General features: G+C 70.1%; 17 protein-coding genes. 9 read left to right on the top strand and 8 right to left on the bottom strand.

Annotated elements, in window-relative coordinates; genetic code table 11:
* Positions 1 to 183 precede the first annotated feature (183 nt).
* The 4 genes from purD to fbaA all read right to left on the bottom strand — a co-directional run bounded on the left by purD (position 184) and on the right by fbaA (position 4,545).
* Positions 184 to 1,437 (bottom strand): phosphoribosylamine--glycine ligase, encoded by a 1,254-nt coding sequence (gene purD, locus F4561_RS28840; RefSeq protein WP_184584861.1) that lies wholly within the window; start codon positions 1,435 to 1,437, stop codon positions 184 to 186.
* A gap of 46 nt (positions 1,438 to 1,483) precedes the next feature.
* A complete protein-coding gene (locus tag F4561_RS28835; protein ID WP_184584860.1) occupies positions 1,484 to 2,767 on the bottom strand; it encodes an adenylosuccinate synthase in 1,284 nt (427 codons plus the stop codon).
* Positions 2,768 to 2,950: 183 nt separating this feature from the next.
* Complete coding sequence (locus F4561_RS28830) at positions 2,951 to 3,379, bottom strand: DUF3151 domain-containing protein (RefSeq protein ID WP_184584859.1); 429 nt, start codon at positions 3,377 to 3,379, stop codon at positions 2,951 to 2,953.
* Between the two features lie 143 nt (positions 3,380 to 3,522).
* Complete coding sequence (gene fbaA / locus F4561_RS28825) at positions 3,523 to 4,545, bottom strand: class II fructose-bisphosphate aldolase (RefSeq protein WP_184584858.1); 1,023 nt, start codon at positions 4,543 to 4,545, stop codon at positions 3,523 to 3,525.
* Positions 4,546 to 4,896: 351 nt separating this feature from the next.
* Between fbaA and F4561_RS28820 the strand changes: the two genes are divergently transcribed.
* Positions 4,897 to 5,286: a DUF4115 domain-containing protein gene (locus F4561_RS28820; RefSeq protein WP_184585347.1), complete on the top strand. Its 390-nt coding sequence runs from the start codon at positions 4,897 to 4,899 to the stop codon at positions 5,284 to 5,286.
* A 24-nt stretch (positions 5,287 to 5,310) separates the two neighbouring features.
* Here the strand turns inward: F4561_RS28820 and pyrE are convergent, their stop codons facing one another.
* Positions 5,311 to 5,844 (bottom strand): orotate phosphoribosyltransferase, encoded by a 534-nt coding sequence (pyrE, locus tag F4561_RS28815; protein ID WP_184584857.1) that lies wholly within the window; start codon positions 5,842 to 5,844, stop codon positions 5,311 to 5,313.
* A 54-nt stretch (positions 5,845 to 5,898) separates the two neighbouring features.
* Here pyrE and cutA point away from each other — a divergent pair, with 54 nt between their 5' ends.
* Both cutA and F4561_RS28805 read left to right on the top strand, forming a co-directional pair.
* Positions 5,899 to 6,240 (top strand): divalent-cation tolerance protein CutA, encoded by a 342-nt coding sequence (gene cutA / locus F4561_RS28810; protein ID WP_184584856.1) that lies wholly within the window; start codon positions 5,899 to 5,901, stop codon positions 6,238 to 6,240.
* Complete coding sequence (locus tag F4561_RS28805) at positions 6,240 to 6,854, top strand: hypothetical protein (RefSeq protein ID WP_184584855.1); 615 nt, start codon at positions 6,240 to 6,242, stop codon at positions 6,852 to 6,854. The genes cutA and F4561_RS28805 overlap by 1 nt, the downstream gene beginning before the upstream one ends.
* A 538-nt stretch (positions 6,855 to 7,392) precedes the next feature.
* Here F4561_RS28805 and F4561_RS28800 read toward each other — a convergent pair.
* A complete protein-coding gene (locus F4561_RS28800) occupies positions 7,393 to 8,154 on the bottom strand; it encodes a hypothetical protein (protein WP_184584854.1) in 762 nt (253 codons plus the stop codon).
* Positions 8,155 to 8,408: 254 nt separating this feature from the next.
* Here F4561_RS28800 and F4561_RS28795 point away from each other — a divergent pair, with 254 nt between their 5' ends.
* The 4 genes from F4561_RS28795 to F4561_RS28780 all read left to right on the top strand — a co-directional run bounded on the left by F4561_RS28795 (position 8,409) and on the right by F4561_RS28780 (position 12,957).
* Positions 8,409 to 9,863, top strand: coding sequence for a sigma-70 family RNA polymerase sigma factor (locus tag F4561_RS28795; protein ID WP_184584853.1), 1,455 nt, complete (start codon positions 8,409 to 8,411; stop codon positions 9,861 to 9,863).
* Positions 9,864 to 10,099: 236 nt separating this feature from the next.
* Positions 10,100 to 11,767, top strand: a complete 1,668-nt coding sequence (locus F4561_RS28790; protein ID WP_184584852.1) for an NYN domain-containing protein — start codon at positions 10,100 to 10,102, stop codon at positions 11,765 to 11,767.
* A 43-nt stretch (positions 11,768 to 11,810) separates the two neighbouring features.
* Complete coding sequence (locus F4561_RS28785; RefSeq protein ID WP_184584851.1) at positions 11,811 to 12,365, top strand: hypothetical protein; 555 nt, start codon at positions 11,811 to 11,813, stop codon at positions 12,363 to 12,365.
* A 238-nt stretch (positions 12,366 to 12,603) separates the two neighbouring features.
* Positions 12,604 to 12,957 carry a hypothetical protein gene (locus F4561_RS28780; protein WP_184584850.1) on the top strand — a complete coding sequence of 118 codons (354 nt, stop codon included), beginning with the start codon at positions 12,604 to 12,606 and terminating at the stop codon, positions 12,955 to 12,957.
* A gap of 165 nt (positions 12,958 to 13,122) precedes the next feature.
* On the opposite strand, the gene F4561_RS28775 is transcribed toward F4561_RS28780, so the two are convergent.
* A complete protein-coding gene (locus F4561_RS28775) occupies positions 13,123 to 13,980 on the bottom strand; it encodes a hypothetical protein (protein WP_184584849.1) in 858 nt (285 codons plus the stop codon).
* Between the two features lie 764 nt (positions 13,981 to 14,744).
* Positions 14,745 to 15,539, bottom strand: coding sequence for a MerR family transcriptional regulator (locus tag F4561_RS28770; RefSeq protein WP_184584848.1), 795 nt, complete (start codon positions 15,537 to 15,539; stop codon positions 14,745 to 14,747).
* A 139-nt stretch (positions 15,540 to 15,678) separates the two neighbouring features.
* On the opposite strand from F4561_RS28770, the gene F4561_RS28765 reads away from it, so the two are divergent.
* Together F4561_RS28765 and putP are read left to right on the top strand one after the other, a co-directional pair.
* Entirely contained in the window at positions 15,679 to 16,926 is a 1,248-nt protein-coding gene (locus F4561_RS28765; protein ID WP_184584847.1) for an FUSC family protein, read from the top strand.
* A gap of 359 nt (positions 16,927 to 17,285) precedes the next feature.
* Positions 17,286 to 18,827 carry a sodium/proline symporter PutP gene (putP, locus tag F4561_RS28760; protein WP_184584846.1) on the top strand — a complete coding sequence of 514 codons (1,542 nt, stop codon included), beginning with the start codon at positions 17,286 to 17,288 and terminating at the stop codon, positions 18,825 to 18,827.
* The last annotated feature ends 22 nt before the right edge of the window (positions 18,828 to 18,849 follow it).

The raw sequence follows: 18,849 nt of genomic DNA, 5'->3' as shown, positions 1-18,849 counted from the left end.
GGCGAGCCATGAGGCTACTAGCACGTCACGTGGCGGATCGAGAGCGCGAAAACGGCCCGGCGACGGGTGACCACATGCGGACATCGTGTCCCGGCGCGCCCCATTTCGGGCGGCCGCGGGGGCGCGCCCGGTGACCGGACTCCGGTGGCGGTGCCCCGGAGGTCCCCAGGAGCCTCGAAGTCCTCAGTCCTCGTCGCCGGCCGCGCTCTGGGCGATGTCGCTCCGGTAGAACGAGCCGCGCAGCTCGATCTGCCCGATGGCCTGGTAGGCGCGTTCGCGGGCGCGTTCGAGGGTGTCGCCGGTGCCGACCGCGTTGAGGACGCGGCCACCATTGGACTTGATGTCGCGTACCCCGCTCCAGGCCGTTCCGGCGTGCAGGATGTAGGCGCCCTCAACGGCGTTGGCGGCGTCGATCCCGCCCACCATGTCGCCCTTGACGGGATCGCCGGGGTAGTTCTCGGCGGCGAGCACGACGGTCGCGGCGGCGCCCTTGCGCCATTCCAGCGTGGTGATGCCGCCCAGGCCGCCGGTGTCGGCCGCCTGCAGCAGCGCGCCGATGGGTGTGGCCAGCCGGTCCAGAACAACCTGGGCCTCGGGGTCGCCGAACCGCGCGTTGAACTCCACGACGCGGGGACCTTCGGAGGTCAGCGCGAGCCCGACGTAGAGCAGCCCCTGGTACCGGTGGCCTCGCCGGCCCAGCTCCCCGATGGTGGGGCGCACGATGGTCTCCATGACCTCGTCGACCAGCCCGGCCGGTGCCCACGGAAGCGGCACATACGCGCCCATGCCGCCGGTGTTGGGGCCCTTGTCGCCGTCGTTGGCGCGCTTATAGTCCCGCGCCGGGAGCATCGGAACGGCGTTCCGGCCGTCGCACAGCACGAACAGTGACACCTCTGGGCCGTCGAGGTACTCCTCGACGACCACCCGCCCGCACTCACGCGCGTGCCGTTCGGCCTCGCCGCGGTCGCTCGTGACCACAACGCCCTTGCCCGCGGCCAGACCGTCGTCCTTGACCACGTAGGGCGGGCCGAACGCGTCGAGGGCGTCGGTGACCTGCCCCTGCGACCTGCAGGCGCGCCAGCGGGCCGTGGGCACCCCGGCCGCCTGCATAACCTCCTTGGCGAACCCCTTGGACCCCTCGATACGCGCGGCTTCGCGGTCGGGGCCGAACACCGGGATGCCGCGGTCGCGCAGAGTGTCGGCCACGCCCTCGACGAGCGGCGCCTCGGGTCCGATGACGACCAGCTCGGCGCCGATCCGGGACGCGAGCTGGGTGACGGCCAGCCCGTCGCGGACGTTGATGACGTGGTTCTCGGCGTTCGCCGAGATGCCCGGGTTCCCGGGAGCGCAGTGCAGGCTGGTGATCCCGGGGTCGCGCGAGAGCGCGCGGACGAGGGCGTGCTCGCGGCCACCGCCGCCAAGAACAAGGGCTTTCACGGGAGGGACCTTCGCGCGTTGTTTGGGGACACGGGGTGAGCGGGTTCTAGATCAGGGAGCGGAGCTCCAGTGTCTCGTGGCGGCCGGGGCCGACCCCGATGGCCGAGATCGGGGCTCCGGACATCTCCTCCAGGGTACGCACGTAGGCCTGCGCGTTCTTTGGAAGTTCGTCGAACGCGCGAGCGTGCGAGATGTCGGAGTCCCATCCGTCGAGGTACTCGTAGATCGGCGTGGCGTGGTGGAAGTCGGTCTGCGTCATGGGGATCTCGTCGTGTCGGACACCATTGACGTTGTACCCGACACAGACGGGGATCCGCTCAAGTCCGGAGAGTACGTCGAGCTTGGTAAGGAAGAAGTCGGTGATGCCGTTCACCCGGGTGGCGTAGCGGGCGATGGCGGCGTCGAACCAGCCGCAGCGGCGGTTGCGCCCGGTCGTCACGCCGTACTCGCCCCCGTGCTGGCGCAGCCACTCGCCGGACTCGTCGAGCAGCTCCGTGGGGAACGGCCCGGAACCGACGCGGGTCGTGTAGGCCTTCAGGATGCCCACGACCTTGGTGATGCGCGTGGGCCCGATACCCGCTCCGGCGCACGCGCCCCCAGCTGTTGGGGAGGAGGAGGTGACGAACGGGTACGTGCCGTGGTCGATGTCGAGCAGCGTGCCCTGCGACCCTTCGAGGTAGACGGTCTTGTCGTCGTCGAGCGCCTTGTTGAGGACCAGGGAGGTGTCGGCGACGTAGGGGCGCAGCATGTCGGCGTAGCCCAGGTACTCGTCGATGACCTGCTCGGTGTCGAGCCCTCGGCGGTTGAAGACCTTGGTCAGGATCTGGTTCTTGTCGTTCAGCGTGAGCTCGACCTTCTTGCGCAGGATCTTGGGGTCGAAGGTGTCCTGCACGCGCACGCCCACCCGCGAGGTCTTGTCGGCGTAGGTGGGGCCGATGCCGCGGCCGGTGGTCCCGATCCTGCCCTTGCCCAGGAACCGCTCGCTGACCTTGTCGAGTGCGCGGTGGTAGGGCATGATCAGGTGCGCGTTCGCCGAGATGAGCAGGTTCCCGGTGTCGACGCCGCGTTCCTGGAGGCCGCGCAGCTCCTCGAAGAGCACCCCCGGGTCGATGACGACGCCGTTGGCGATCACCGGCACCACATCGGAGGAGAGGATGCCCGAAGGCAGCAGGTGCAGGGCGTACTTCTCATCGCCAATCACAACGGTGTGCCCCGCGTTGTTGCCGCCCTGGTAGCGCACAACGTAGTCCACACGGTTACCGACAAGGTCGGTCGCCTTGCCCTTGCCCTCATCACCCCACTGGGCCCCAACGAGCGTGATCGCCGGCATGCCGGTGTACCTCTGCATTCGTTCGCTCGGGACGGGGATCCTCGCCGGTGTCCCCGCGCACGGGAAAGCCCCTGGCGCAAGGTAGCGACAGGGGCCCTTGCGTATTGAGCGTACACGACACGGGTCCCGGCCGGTTAGAGGCGGGACCCGTTCGACGTCGCCGGACGGTCGTGTGCTGCGGCCTCAGGTACCGGACTGGGGCCGCAGCGCCTTTGCCGCGGCCGGGCTGCTGTCGCGCAGGAATGTCGAGCAGCGTTCGGCCTCGTCGTCCTCGCCGATGGCGCCGGCCGCGGCCCCGAGCATGTGCAGCGAACGCAGGAACCCCTGGTTGGGCTCGTGGTCCCAGGGCACCGGGCCGTGCCCCTTCCAGCCCGCACGGCGGAGCTGGTCGAGGCCGCGGTGGTATCCGGTGCGCGCGTAGGCGTAGGTGGCAACGGGATCGCCGGCCTCGAAGGCGCGCTCGGCCAGCGCGGCCCAGGCCGCCGAGTAGCTTGGGTGCCGGGCGGCGACCTCGGCGGGGTCGGTTCCGGCGGCCATGGCCTCGCGTGCCTCGGTGGCCTCGGGTAGACGGGTCTCGGGCGGTTCCCCGAGCAGGTTCTGATTCAGCTCCATGCCCCCCATCCTGCCAGCGCCGCCGATGGTGGCGCTGGCAGCCGGGAGGCGTGCCCGGCCGCCGCGTCCGCCCATGATGGAGACGGCCGGGCACGCGAAGGCCCCCGATCCGCATTGCGGCGGGGGCCGACTGGGGGAGTGGGTCATCCCATGCGGGTGCCCACGCTCTTCAGCATCTGGCAGCCCTCGACCACTCGCGCGGCCATGCCGGCCTCGGCGGCCTTGCCGTACGATCGCGGGTCATAGGCCTTCTTGTCGCCGACCTCGCCGTCGACCTTGAGCACGCCATCGTAGTTCCGCATGACGTGGTCGACGATCGGGCGGGTGAAAGCGTACTGCGTGTCGGTGTCGATGTTCATCTTCACGACGCCGTAGTCGATTGCCGCGTGGATCTCCTCCAGAGTGGACCCCGAGCCGCCGTGGAAGACCAGGTCGAACGGCTTCTCCTTGCCGTACTTGGCGCCCACGGTCTGCTGGATCTCCTTGAGGACATCGGGCCGCAGCTTGACGTGCCCGGGCTTGTAGACGCCGTGCACATTGCCGAAGGTCAGCGCGGCCATGTAGTAGCCCTCGTCGCCAACACCGAGGGCCTCGGCGGTACGCAGGCCGTCGCCCGGTGTGGTGTAGAGCTTCTCGTTCATCTCGCCGACGACGCCGTCCTCCTCGCCGCCGACGACGCCGACCTCGATCTCCAGGATCGTGCGCGCGTCGTTGGAAGCTGCCAGCATGTCCTGGGCGATCTGCAGGTTCTCCGTAAGCTCCACGGCGGAGCCGTCCCACATGTGCGACTGGAAAAGCGGTTGGCCACCCCTGGCCACTCGCTCCTTGGACTTCTCCAGCAGAGGGCGGACGAAGCCGTCGAGCTTCTCCTTGGGGCAGTGGTCCGTGTGCAGCGCGATGTTCACCGGGTACTTGTCCGCGACGACGCGCGCATACTCGGCCAACGCCTCGGCCCCGGTGACCATGTCCTTGACGGTCGAGCCGGAGAGGAACTCCGCGCCGCCGGTGGAGACCTGGACAATGCCGTCGCTCTCGGCCTCAGCGAAGCCGCGGAGCGCGGCGTGGAGGGTTTGACTGGAGGTCACGTTGATCGCCGGGTACGCGAAGCCCTGCGACTTCGCGCGAGCCAGCATCTCCGTGTAGACCTCGGGCGTGGCGATAGGCATGGTGACTCCCTGTTCGGCCTGGAGTTGCGACTTCGAGCAGCCCCGCGGCTGCCACACGGGACTCGTCAACTCACTGGATCACTCTTCGAGTTCACGGGCAAGTATCGCGAACGCTGCGGCCACACGAAAGGTCTAGACCAAAATAGTTCCGCTGTGGAGCGATGACACGGCCAGGGGCGGGTGCGGATGCGTGGCGGTACGTCACTGTTAGCACACGATCACCACCTTGTGCGCATGAACTGAATCCCGTTCGCTTTTGTCGCCACCCCGCCATCGATTCCTGAGGTGATTCACGCTACATTCGGCTCCGTGGGACGACATCGCAACGATCCGCGAGGCTCTGGTCAGGTCGTGGCCATGGCCAGTGTTGTCGTACTCCTGATCACCCTGGTCGCGCTGGGTGGATACTTCCTTTACCGCTCCCTTCCCGGCAACACCGACGCCGTCGTCAACCCGGACGCCAGCTCCCAGGCCGGCGCCCAGTCGCAGGCCGACGCGGTCGAGTCCCACGTTCTGCATATCGTCGTCGTCGGGGAGTCGAGCGAGGTCCTGGTCCGCGTTCCGGGGGGCGAGGTGCTCACCGACACCGAGATGGAGGACGGCGAGCACGTGTCCTTCGACCAGCCCAAGCTCGACGTCACCATCGGCGACCCGGCGGCTGTCGAGGTGCACGTGAACGGCGAGCCCAAGGACATCTCCGGCGAGGAGCCCGGTTACTCCTTCACCGCTGTGCAGGAGTGACCGCCGCGGCTCCTCGCCGGGCGCTCAGACCTCCAGGTCGGACAGCTCGAACACCGCGTGGTAGGCCAGTCCCTCCCCGATGATCTTCTCCCGTGCGCCCCTGTCGACGAGCACGGCCACGCCGGCGACCGTCGCGCCCTCCTCGCGCAGCGCGTCAACCGCCGTCAGCACCGAACCGCCGGTGGTGGAGGTGTCCTCGACCGCGAGGACACGCTGGCCCGCCACATTCGGACCCTCGATCCTGCGCTGCAGACCGTGTTCCTTGCCGGTCTTGCGCACGACGAACGCGTCGAGTCGTCGGCCGCGCGCCGCCGCGGCGTGCATCATGGCCGTGGCCACGGGGTCGGCCCCCAGGGTCAGCCCTCCCACGGCCGTGTAGTCGAGGTCGGCCGTCGCGTCGAGCAGCGCCCGCCCGGCCAGCGGCGCGCTCTCGCCGTCGAGGGTGATCCGGCGCAGGTCCACGTAGTAGTCGGCGTGGCGGCCCGATGACAGCGTGACACGGCCCCGTATCACGGCCTTATCGTTGATGTGCCGGAGAAGGTCCTCGCGATCGCTCATGGTTGCGAGCCTAGAACCTGTCGATCAGTGTCTCGATCAGTGAAAGAGGTGGCCATGTCGGATTCCGGTAGCGCGGAGCGGGCTCGGGTCGAGACCACGACCGACAGCAGGGCCTCGGCCGGCGCGATCGCGCGCTCGGCGGTGGAGCACCGGGTCGCCGCCTGCGCCCAGGTCATGGGCCCCATTACGAGCTTCTTCCGGTGGGAGGGCGAGGTCCAGGACCAGGAGGAGTGGCTGGTGGTCCTGAAGACCGCCACCGACCGCCTCTCCGACCTCACCGCGCACCTGCTGGAGGTGCACCCCTACGACGTGCCGGAGATCATCTCGGTGCCGATCGAAGGGGGGAACCCCGAGTACCTGGCCTGGCTGGCCGACGAGACCAGAGCCGAGACCTGATGCCGCCCGGCAGCCTGGTCCTGCTGCACAGCCCGCTCGCCCGGGCCGAGGAGTGCGAGGCGGTCGAGGCGGAGCTGGAGCGGCAGGGGATGCGTTGCACCCTCCCCGACGTCCGCCCGGCCGACCTGCCGCCGTACACGGCGCGCTACGTCGCGCGTGTCGCCCAGCGAGTCGGCCAGGAGCACAACGCCGGCGAGACCCTGGGGATCGTCGCGCGCGGGGCGGCGGGCCCCTTGGCGCCGCAGGTCGCGGCGGCGCAACGTGCCGCCAAGCGGCACGTCGCCAGCTACGTCCTCCTCAACGCGCTGCTTCCGCAGCAGGGCACACCCACGCTGGCGGAACTCGCCGGCGCCCAGTCGGTAGGGGTGGACGTGCTGGAGGACGCGAGCTGGACCGTGGTGAACCCGGACGCGCTCCGCGGCGAGTCGCTGCCCATCGTGCACGACTGGCCCGACGCACCGTGCGGCTACCTGCTCACCGACTCCCGCTTCGCCCATTGCGCGCGGCTCGCGCGGCTGCGCGGCTGGCCCGTGACCGACCTGAGCGAGGAACCGCCCGACGACGCCGGCCTGGCCCAAGCTGTGCTCTCGATGCACACCGAGCTCACCGCCTGACCTCTGCGACGGGCGTCTCACCGGCCACGGTGCCGGGGCCGCGGCTGGGGCGGCCTCGAAGCCGCCCGCGGCCCTGCCGTGCGGGTGCCCGGTGTCCGTTCCGCGTTCGGGATGGTGCGCCGTTCCCGCCTCTCCCGCGGAGTCTCCTCGTGCGTGCGCTGGTTGCCCGGCGCTCGGATCGGGAGTGGAGGCTGTGCCGCGCTGGACGCGGAGGGGCGCTGCCCCGATGCGGCGTCCGCCGTCGGGGTGAAGTGGGAGGCGCGCCCGCCTCCCCTAACGGACGCGCCTCTGGGAACGCCGCGGTGCGGCATTCCCTGATACCGCCGGTCCGAACGGGCCGCCCAGGAGGGCGGGTGCGTCCACCCGCCGCAGGAGGGCCAGAAGACCCGCGACCGATCGGTATATCCCGCCGAAGCAATCCCGGCGGGATTCCGGTCCAGGGGTCCGCCCCCTCTGCGGGCCCCATGGACCGGAGGGCCGCCGTCGCGCTCCCGCGTTCCCTCTTCGCGGGCGCGCGTGCCGGCGGCGTCCGGGGACATCACTCGTTCATGCGCGGCTTTCCAATGTCGTCGAGGAGCTCCAGGGAGTCCGCGTAGCTCTCCGGGAGTGGCACGGTCCAGGCGTCGGCCTCGTTCTCCGCGCAGAGGGCGGCACGCAGGTCGCGCACATGGTCGACCAGGTTGGTGCGTACCGGTGTGAGCACGCCGATCCGGCTGCGGCTCAGCAGCGCGACCGTCTCGCCCTGACCGAAGATCCGGCGCAGCTCGTAGCCGAGCACGATCAGCCGCGCCGTGCGGCGCCACGGGTTGATCCGCGGGTCGAGCGACACCACGATCAGTTTGTGGCTGGCCATGTGCGGATCGCCCGGGTTGGCCTCCCGGTACACCTCGTCGAGGCGGGTACGCAGGTACGCGGCGGTGCACAGGCCAGTGAGCGGGTCCTGGCAGTCGTCCTGGGAGCGACCGGCGTCGGCCCAGCCTTCGGCCACGGCCTTCACCAGGCGCCGCGGCGGCGCGGGCCAGCCGACGACGTCCGAGAACGCGGCGAAGTCGTCGAGCGCGGCGCCGATCGTCACACCGGAGCGGGCGCGGGCCTGACCGAACCGGGCGCACCCTTCGGCCATGTCAGTGTCCTCGACCGCGGCGGCGCACAGGGTCTCCACCGAGGGAGTCCACCAGTCGTCGGGCGGGTCCCACCCGGTCTGGCGGCTTCGCCTGCGCCAGAGCTGGCGCAGCCGGTGCCGGGGGTTCGGATGAGGCTGGCCTGCCGGCACCGGATCTTCCGCACCGGTTTTGTCCATGCCGCGCCTCTCACTCTCAGATCGGGCCTTTCGGGCTGTTTCGTTCCTTGTGGAGGGGAGCACACGCCCGCCCCCCTCGTTGCCGCGGGCGTGTGCGATCCCCTCACCCCTAAACACGGACTCGGGTGGCGGCTATGACGCGAGTACGGGATATTAATTTTGTGGTTCTCGCCCCTGGCCGCGCGGGACCAAGGACGGGGTGGCCGCGGCCCTCTACAGCGGGCCCGCCACTGGATCCCCGGGGATTGGATTGCATGACGGAATCGCAGCACGAGAACACGCGGTTACTCTCCAGCGACGAAGAGCTGATCAGCGCTGTTCGCGGCGGCAACACCGGCGCGTACGCGACCCTCTACGAGCGGCACGCCGCTGCCGCGCGCGGGCTGGCGCGCCAGTTGGCGCGCGAGTCCGAGATCGATGACGTGGTCGCCGAGACCTTCACCCGGGTGCTCAGCGTGGTGCAGCGGGGCGGCGGTCCCGTCGACGGGTTCCGGCCCTACCTGCTGACCGCATTGCGCCACGTTTTCTACGACCGGTCCCGCGGCGAGAAACGCAATGTCGTCACCGACGACATGGAGCGCTTCGACGCCGGCGAGCCGTTCGTCGACCCCGCGCTGGAGGGCCTGGAGCAGTCGCTGATCGCGCGCGCGTTCCTTTCCCTGCCGGAGCGGTGGCAGGCGGTGCTCTGGCACACCGAGATCGAGGGGAACAAGCCCGCCGACGTCGCGCCGATCCTCGGCATGAAGGCGAACGGGGTGGCGGCGCTGGCCTACCGTGCGCGCGAAGGACTGCGCCAGGCGTACCTGCAGATGCACCTGTCCGGCGACGGCGCGGCGGAGTCCTGCCGCCCGGCGCTGGAGCGGCTCGGCGCGTACGTGCGGGGCGGCCTGGCCAAGCGCGACAGCTCGACCGTCGATCACCACCTCGACGACTGCACCGACTGCCGGGCCGTGTACGCCGAGCTCATGGACGTCAACGTCGGGCTGCGCGGGATTGTTCTCCCGCTGGTGGTCGGCCCGGCCGCGGCCGGGTACACGGCGACACTGTCCTCGGGCACGCTCGGGGGCGTGTTCGGGGGATGGTGGCGGCGGTTGCCCAAGCGCCAGAAGCAGGGTGTCCTGGCCGGGGCTGCGACGGCCGTTGTCCTCGCGGCCTCGGCGCTGGCAGTGGTCGGCGACAAGGAGCCGCCCGTCCGCTCGGAGAACGAGGCGTCGCAGGCCGCGCCGCCTCCGGCCGCCGAGGACGAGCCCGAGGACGGTCCGCAGGCCCCTGAGCAGCCGCCCGCCCCTGAGCAGCCGCCCGCTCCCGAGCCCGCGCCGCCTGCTCCCGAGCCCGCCCCGCCGGGCGAGGATCCCCCGCCCGAACCGCCCGCGGACCCGCCCGCCGAGTCGGTACCGGCAGAGCCGCCGGAGGACACGGTTCCGGAGGAGCCTGTCGAGTCGCCTCCCGAAGAGCCTGTCGAGCCACCTCCCGAAGAGCCTGTCGAGCCGCCTCCCGAAGAGCCTGTCGAGCCACCCGCGCATGACCCACCCGAGGCCGCGGTGGGTATCGAGGTCGGCTCCGAAGCCGAGGCCGGGCTGGCCGGTACGCCCGGCCGGTGCCTCTCGGTAGGGGTCGACGTCTCGGTCAGCGCCGCCGCCACCGGCGGCGGCGTGGTGGCGGCCGAGACGGCTGAGGTCTCGGTTGGGTCCTCGGACTGTGCCGGCTAGCCCGCGTTACGCGAGGTAACACATCCGGGTCATGAGGTAACTCCATGGATCACCGCAGGTCAGCACGGTGCGTGTGCGAGTGGTCGCGATGAAGTGGCCGGGGAGCCAACCGAATCGTTGCGAACTTGGTTAGGCTGTGCCCCGGCCGGTCGGTTGGCTTAGTGCCGATCACTGCTGTGCCCCGGGCTCGCGTAACCGGTCCGGGCGAGCTAAACCAAGGGAAGGGGCGGTGTCGCGTGGATCGTTGTGCGCTGTTCGTAGACGCCGGTTACCTCCTCGCCGACGGCGCGATGGCTGTGCACGGAACCCGCAACCGCGATTCCGTGTCATGGGACTACGCAGGGCTGGCGCGGCTTCTCGACGAGGTGGCGCGCGACCGCACGGGTCTTCCCTTGCTGCGGTGCTACTGGTACGAGGCGACGTCGGATGACCGTCGCACCCAGGAGCAGGACGGCATTGCGGACATTCCCGGGATCAAGTTCCGAGCCGCGCGTATCCGTCCGGGCAGACGGGAGGGCGTGGAAAGCTATGTGCAACGAGACCTGACCACCCTGGCGCGTACCGGGGTACTGTGCGAGGCGATCCTGGTCAGCGGGGACGAGGACATGGCGCAGGTCGTCTCCGACGTCCAGGACCTCGGGGTCCGGGTCACGGTCGTGCACATCTCCGTCGAAGGAAACTGGACCATTTCGCGCGCGTTGCGCCGCGAGTGCGACGACCTGATCGAGATCGGCGTCGGCCACCTTCGCCCGCACGTCAACCTGCTCTCCGGAGCGGGCGCCGAGCCCGAGGTCAGCCAGCCCGCCGGGCCGCCCGCGCCGCTCACGAACGGCCAGGGGCACTCGGGCGCCGAGGTGACCCGCCAGCCCGTCACCGCGCACGCCGGCTCCTCACGCGTGGAACCCGCGGCCTCGTCGGGGAACGGGTTCGAGGCGATGTTCGCCAACACCGGCGGTCAGCAGCCCATGAGCGGCAGTGCGATGGACCAGTTGCGGGCGATGCAGCAGAGTATCGCCCAGCACAGAGGGGGCGACCACCTCGCCCCGCAGGAACCCGGCGGCGCGAACCCGCAGCGGGGCGGTGGCCCCGCGTCGATCGACGAGAACGGGTTCCCCTCCGGCGGCCGGCCGGGGCATCAGCAGGGCACCAGCGGACACCCGGGGATGGCGCCCAACCCGCCCACCGGGGCGAATCCGGCTTATGGCAATCCGCCCACCGGGGCGAACCCGGCGTATGGCAACCCGCCCACCGGCGCGCACCCGAGCATGCGGGGCCCTCAGGAGGGGTACGGGCCGCCGCAGAACCGGCAGGCCCCGCCGCCCCCTCCGCCACAGCATCAGACAGGTACGCACCACAACCCGATGATGGGCGGGCCGCCACCGCAGTACGAGCAACCACCAGCACAGAACCCGCCTCCACCCCCGGCACCGGATCCCAGATACGGGCCGAATACCGGGGAAAATCCGGGGTTCGGAGGTAACACCGGACCAAACCCTACTATTGGGGCCAGTACGGAGGCTGAGTCCGGCTCAGCCCTCGGAGCCCATGAGGCTCCGGGTACCGTTTCTGGTCCCCGCCCCGACCACCGGGTCCATCACGGCCCCCACACCAACCCGACTCCCACCGTCGCCCACGTCCCCCCTGGCTCATCGGTAGCGCGTACCGTTGACGAGGCAGTGTATGTCGCGCGCAAGGAAGGGAACGACTTCGCCGAGTCGATCGCCCGGGACGCGCCGGTCCTCTGGTTGGAGGCGGTGCTCGCGCGCAGACCCCGATTGCCCTCCGACCTGGAGGCGCGGTTGTTGCAGGGGTCAGCACTGCCGATCGACTTCCTGCTGCGCGACGAGGTCCGCCAGTCGCTGCGGCAGGGGTTCTGGGACGCGCTGGAACGCGCCCGGACCTAGCCGGGACGTTTCGTGCGGCGGCGAGGACGCAGGGAGGGTGACAGTGACCCGCGTGACGACAGCCGATCTCGACCGGCTGGAATTCCGGGCTGTGCAGTCAGGTGACCATGGCGATGTCGCCCAGCAACTCCTCGAACTCGCCAACCGGGTCGACGCCGACAGCGAGATCTCCCGGGCCGAGCTCTTCGTGCGGGCCGGCGAGCAATGGGAGATGGCCCAGGAGTTCGAACGTGCCTCGGCCGCCTACCAAAGGGCGATCGACGACGGCGGCGCGACCATTATCGACGCCCGCGCCCTGCTCGCCGGAGCCCTGCTGGAGCTCGACCTGCTCGACGCCGCCTACGCCCAGCTCGACCGCATGGACGCCGAGGGGCCGCGGAACCTGCCCACCTACATCCACATCGCGGAGATCCTGCAGGCCCACGGCGACCTGGAAGGGGCGCACGACTGGGCGACGCTCGGGGCACGGCGTTTCCAGCACCAGGACGTCACGCCCTACGTCCATGAGCTGTTGACCGAGCTGCTGCGCACCCGCTTCCGGATCCGGATGGACCTGGGGCTCGCCGAGGACGCCCTCGACCGGTCCCTCGACGACTGACTCCGCCCGCGCCGGCCCGCCAGTGCCGGGTGGGACGCGGTCCGGGGAGGCCGCCGGAGGGGTGGTGGCCGGCGTTCACCGCGGCGGTGTGCTCCAGGTGCCCGAACAGGGCGGACGACGGCCGGTGCGGGCGCGCACGTCGGCATGCGTGTGGCCGCGCAGTGGTACACCATGGGTCGGCGGGTGTGCGCACGGAACACGTGCACCCGTCTCGTGGGACGGAGTGAGGAGAGCGCAGGTGGCGGAGGAGATCCTGGAGTTCATCGTCATGGTCGACGGCGGCGGTACCGAGAGCGAGGTGCTGCGCGCCATCACCGAGCGGGTCCCCGACGCGACCGGGGTGCGAGAGGACGCGTGCCAGATTCGCGGGAACCAGGCCGAGGTGTGGCGCAACGAGGACGCCGACCCGTCGTTGGCCGGGGACGATGAGGAGGGGTACCTGTACTACCCGTGGAGGGTAGAGGTGACGCCGGAGAGCGACGACGTCGACGAGGACGCGCAGGTGGCGCTCGCCGGCGAGTTGCTCGGCGCGTTCCGGGCCCCGAGCTGGCGGGCGGTGCTCGCCGCGACCTTCGAGGACCGCGTGGAATGACGCCCGTTCACTCCTCGCCCGAGCCCGCGGGCTCGGGCGAGGGGGCGTTCGGCCGGGTAGCCGGGCGCGGCGCCGGCCGGTGCGCGTTCCGCCGCGCTGCGCGGAAGCCGGGTGCGGAACCCGCCGGTTGGAAGGGAGCGGAGCGGCCGCTGCCGCCCGGCGGACTCAGCCCACGTGGACGTCGCGTTCTTCCTGGTCCGGTTGCCCGTCCGCTGCGGTGCGGTTGCGGTTGACCAGGAAAGCTCGCGCGGCGATGGCTGCGCCACCAAGCACGACTACCGCGGTCACGGCGGCCAGGAGCGCGTAGGGCGGCCATTCCTCGCTGTCCTCGCGGTTGGCCTCGGTGGCCGCGTCGATCTTGCTGCCTGAGGGGACCACCTCGAACTCATCGATCGGGTCGTCGGTGGAACCGCTGAACTCGACTTCGCACCACGGCTCGCCCTCCGGCGTTGTGAGAACGAGGTCGGCCGCGACCACGGCGTAGGCGCCGAAGGCCCGGTCCCAGTCGTCGGCGGAAAGCGCCTCGGACTCCAGCAGTGTCACCATGCCGGCGCTCTCGGCCTCCCCGCGCCGGATCGCCTTGGTGTCGACGTCGCGCACCCCGGAAACACCGACCTCGATCTCAACCGGCTCCGGATCGGGCTCGTCCATCGCGCTGACGTCGAAACCCAGTTTGTCCAGGCTGGTCCACGGCGCGCCGTCGCTCTGCTCGGTCAGTACCTCCAGGGTGAGCGTCAGGTCGCCCTTGGACGTCCCCGAGGGGTTCACCGGCCGCCCGGTGTCCGGGTGCACCGCGGGCGTGTAGGTCACACCGTCGTTCATGACGAAGACGGTGTCGGCCTCAAGGCCGGGGGAGGTACGGGCGCTGACGGGTTGCTCGGCGGAGCCCGTGGTGGGTACGCATCCGGTGCTGCCGATGGTCCATTCGGCCGTCTGCGCGTGCGCCGCCCCGGGCGCGAGGAGCATCCCGAACAGCGCCAGGCAGCCAGCCCCAGCACGTAGGCACCCGCGTAGGCCGCGCACAGCGCATCTCCTTCCGCTCCAATGCCCGTGAAGCTGGGCCGAGATTACGTCTCCGATGGTGGCACGGGAACGTTCGGCCCACATCCAGTGTGCGAAACAACACGGCCTGGAAACAGTTTGGGGTGCGTGTGGCGCGGCGCCGGCCGGATCCCGGACTCGGCTCCGCTGGCCCGGTGGCGCATGCGCCCGGTCGCGCCCGCGACGGGGGTGGCGGAGGGCGCAGGCATGGCGTTCGTCGCCGCGGTGGGTGCGTGGTGCGGCCTCCGACGGGGGCGGCGAGGACAGTGGATGGCCGGGCGTACCGCTCGTCGGTGCTGTGGGTGCGTGGTGACGCGTCCAACGAGACAGCGAAGGCAGCGGGTGGGCCAGCCCGCGGTGACCGGTGCGGGTGCCCCGCGGTGGCGCACGCAACGGGGCGGCGAAGACCGGATGGTGGGGCCAGCGGGGGTGTCTGTGGTGTCGTTCTCGGCACTGGGCCGCATCGAGACTGTCTGTGGGGACGTTCTCGGCGCCGAATCTGTCCGCACGGCCGGTTTCGGTGCCGCGCGAGCCCTCCCGCGCCTGCTATGTCCGGATCGTGAGCCCTAGTGGTGCTGATCTTGAGGATTTCGTTGCTTTATCGCGCGTAGAAGGAACGAAATCCTCAAGATCGGCACACAAAATGCCCACAATCCGGACATAGCGCCCGAGAAACGCCACCCCCCGGGCCATCCGTCGCCTTCGTTGCCTCGTTGGAGGCTGTACTATCCGCCCACCGCACCGGTTTAGTCGAGCGGGGCCATGAACGACCACAGCCCGCCCTCGGGGTCGCGCGCGCCGTACTCGCGGTATCCGTAGGGCATGTCGGTGGGCGGGTAGGCGATGTCGGCGCCTTCGGAGACCGCGTGCCGGTGGTGGGAGTCGACGTCGTCGACCATGATCGCGGTCGTGCCGGTGGCCGCGCCGAGGGACGCGGGCGAGGCGAGCCCGTGTTCGGGGGCGACCCGGTGCAGCCAGATGACACCGTCGCCGGCGTCCACCTCGCCGTGTACACACGTGCCGTCGTCGGCATAGTGCAGCCGGCCCTCGCCGAGGCCGAACACCCGGACCAGGTGGGCGTGGGCGGCGGGGATGTCCTCGTATACCAGGATTCCGATTCGTCGCTGGACTGGGCTCTCGAGCATGGTCATCTCCTCCATCGTGTCGAGGAACTCCTCGGTGGCGGGGGCGGTGTCGGCGGCGAGCCGCGCGACCATCGCGGCCAGGCGCCTGCGCAGCTGCGCGCGCACGGCCTGCCGGCGGTCGAGCAGGTTGAGGTGCGTGCGCATGGCGTTTGCCAGGTCCCAGGTGGGGTCGTCGAGCGCTCTCGCGATCTCCTCCAGCGCGAGTCCCGCCCGGCGCAGCAGGCAGATGCGGTAGAGCCGCCGCACGTCGGCGTCCTCGTAGAGCCGGTGGCCGCCTTCACTGCGCCCCGACGGTTTCAGCAGGCCGATCTGGTCGTAGTACCGCAGGCTCCGGATCGACAGCCCGGACCGGCGGGCCAGCTCGCCGACCTTGAGTTTCCTGGTGCCGTTCCCCATAGCTCGACGTTAGGAGGTGACGCGGTGTCAGCTTCAAGTGTCGACCACGAATTGGGCCCGTGGCGCGTGTGCGGGCGCTGTGCGGGTAGCCGTGCAGCTTTGCGGCCCAATTCGCGCTAGAAGGACCGGGGGCGGTGAGATGTCGGATGACGAGCAGCACACCAGTTCCGAGCCGCAGGAGAACCACTCCACCACCCTGCGCGGAAGGCTCTCGCGGCGGTTGGCTTCGTTGGGGCGGGTGCGCAGCTATGGCGGGCCCGAGCGGGAAGCGACCCTGATCGTCGTCAAGAGCGCCCTGGCCGCCACCATCGCCTGGTATTTCGCGCAGAACGTGTTCGGGGCGCAGTTTCCCGCTTTCGCGCCATTCTCCGCGGTGCTGATGTTGCAGGTGACGGTCTATCAGTCGGTCCTGCAGTCCACGCGGTTCATTCTGGCGATCGTGCTCGGTGTGTCCCTGCAGGGCGTGGTTGGGTTGGCGCTTGCCCCCGCTGTGTGGACCTTCGCCATTGTCACGCTGCTGGCGCTGATGCTCGGGCGGTGGCGGCGCCTGGGAAGCCAGGGAGGCCAGGTCGTGTCCGCGGCGTTCTTCGCCTACGCGGCGTTCCTCACCGGCACGGGGCCCGTCGACCGCCTCGGCCTGCTCTCCAGCCTCATCCTGCTGGTCCTCATGGGGTGCGCGATCGGGATCCTGGTCAACATCGTTGTCGTGCCGCCAATGCGGTACCGCAGCGCGGAGTACGCGGTGGAGAACCTCGCCAAGTCCGTGCACGGGCTCATCGCCGACATCTCCGAGTCGGTCAGCCAGGGGCCGCCGACCCGTGGCGACAGCGATGACTGGCGCTTCCGGGGGGAGCGGCTGGAGAACCTCGCCGAACGGACACGCGACACCGTCGACAGTGCCGCGGAGAGCGTCCGGTTCAATCCGCGCCGGCTGCTGCTGAACATGGAGCCTCCCTTCGGCGGCTACCGCACCGTTGTGGACCGCCTGGCGCGCGTCAGCGTGCAACTGAGCTCGATCGCGGACACGCTCAGCCGCACGAGCGACGACCCCGGCCTTCCCCATTCGGAGTTCCTGGAGTACTACGGCGCGTTCCTCGGGCACATCGGCGAAGCGGCGCGGTTGCTGGCGGAACTGGAGTCCGACCGGATCAGCGAGCACGTGGAGCGCCTGGCCGAACACGTCGAGCGGGCGCGGAACGAGCAGACCGCCATCACCAGCACCACCGTGGAGCAGGAGAGCAAGCTCGCCGACCAGACCCGTGTCTACGGTGGCCTGCTGATCGACGCCGAACGGTTGCTCGGCGAGTTCCAGTACATCCACACCACGTTGGTCAACGTGGTTGAGCACCCCAACGCGGACCCCGACTCCGTATCGAGTGAGGGATAGGCGTCATTGGCCCCGGCAGCACTGGGGCGCCGGCACGTGACCGCGGCGGGACGTTTCGTGCAGGACGGTGCGGGGATTGCGCCTGCAGTGGCGGTTGGCTTGTTCCGGGGGGCCGGAACAAGCCAATGGGCACTGAGAGATCCTGTGACCAGGCGATTCGTAGTGTCCGTGTGGTTCGCCGGCGCGCTTCCCCTGAGCGCGCACTGTGCCCGCTCGACGTGGAGGGGAGACAATGCTCGTCGCTGTGCCTGACGCGGCCCCGTGTGCGCCGTCTCCCCGCCCGGCTGGCGGGAAGGACCGTCTCCCGTGCCCCCGTACCGAATCCCCCTTCCCCCGAGCCATAGAGATGAGGGACCCACGTGAACAGTGCCGAACTGGCTCCGTTCGCTACCTTCGCCGGGTACTTCGTGGTGATGGTCGTGATCGGTTTCTGGGTCTTCAGACGTACCGTGAACCTGTCCGACTTCATCCTCGGCGGCCGCCGGCTGAACAGTTGGGTGGCCGGACTGAGCGCGAACGCGAGTGACTTCAGCGCCTGGCTGCTGCTGGGCCTTCCGGGCGCCATCTACCTCTCCGGAGTCTCAGAGGTGTGGATCCCGGTCGGCCTCGCCATCGGCTTCGCCGCGAGCTGGTATCTCATCGCCGGCCGGCTGCGCATCTTCACCGAGCGGGTCACCGACGCCCGCAGCGGCGGCGACTCGAACTCGCTCACCCTCTCCTCGTACCTGGAGAACCGCTTCGGCGACCGCGGCGGTGCGCTACGCGGCGTCTCCGCGGTGCTGATCCTGGTCTTCTACCTGTTCTACGTGGCGTCCGGGCTGGTCGCCGCGGGCGGCCTGTTCGAGCAGGTCTTCGACGTCAGGGCGAGCGTCGCCATCATCCTGGGCGTGTCGGTGATCGTGGTCTACACGTTCCTCGGCGGTTTCCTCGCGGTGAGCTTCACCGACGTCATCCAGGCCGTAATGATGTGGTGCGCGCTGCTTGTCGTGCCGGCCGTGGCGATCGTCGCCCTGTCCATGGACCCCGGCAGGGGAGTGGACGGCGGCGTGGGGGCGGTTCTCGGTGGTGTCTCGGGCCTGGACGGCTCGTGGACCTTTACCGACGCCTTGGGCCCGGTTGTGGTGATCTCCGGCTTGGCCTGGGGATTCGGGTACCTCGGCCAGCCGCACATCCTGGCGCGTTTCATGGGCATCCGGTCGCCCCGTGAGGTCCGTGCGGCGGGTGTCATCAGCGTGACCTGGGCGGTCACCGCCATGGCAATGGCCGTCGTGGTCGCGCTGACCGGCGTGGCGTACTTCGACCCGCCGTTGGGAGAGGACGCGGCCGAGTACGTGTTCCCGCAGCTTATCGAAGCCCTGGCGAACCCGTGGATCGGTGGCCTGCTCCTGGCGGCCATCCTCGCGGCGGTGATGAGCACCGCGGACTCCCAGCTTCTGGTGGCGTCGTCGGCGCTGACGGAGGACGGGTACCGGGCGTTCCTGAAGCGCGACGCGTCGCCGATGTCGCTCGTGTGGATCGGCCGCGCCGCTGTTGTGGTGATCGCGATCATCGCCGCGTGGATCGCGCTGACCGGAAACAACACGATCATGGAACTCGTCGGGTACGCCTGGGCCGGGTTCGGGTCGGCGTTCGGCCCGGTGCTCCTGGTCTCGCTGTACTGGCGCCGAATGAACCGGGCGGGCGCGCTCGGCGGGATGATCGTCGGCGGGGTCACCGCCATGACCTGGCAGTACCTGGACGGTCGGGTGCTGGAGACCGGGCTGTACGCGATGGTCCCGGGCGTGGCCCTGAGCTTCCTCGCGATCGCCGTCTGCAACCCGCTCGGCCGGGCGACCGGGCAGATGGCGCGCGACTTCGACCGCGTCGACGAGGAGTTCAAGGAGCCCGAGGAGGTCGGCTGAACACCTAACGACCGCCGCACTG

Source organism: Lipingzhangella halophila (assembly GCF_014203805.1).
GTDB lineage: Bacteria > Actinomycetota > Actinomycetes > Streptosporangiales > Streptosporangiaceae > Lipingzhangella > Lipingzhangella halophila.
The sequence above is the reverse complement of the archived record's forward strand: the minus strand, read 5'-3'. Positions and strand labels throughout refer to the sequence as shown.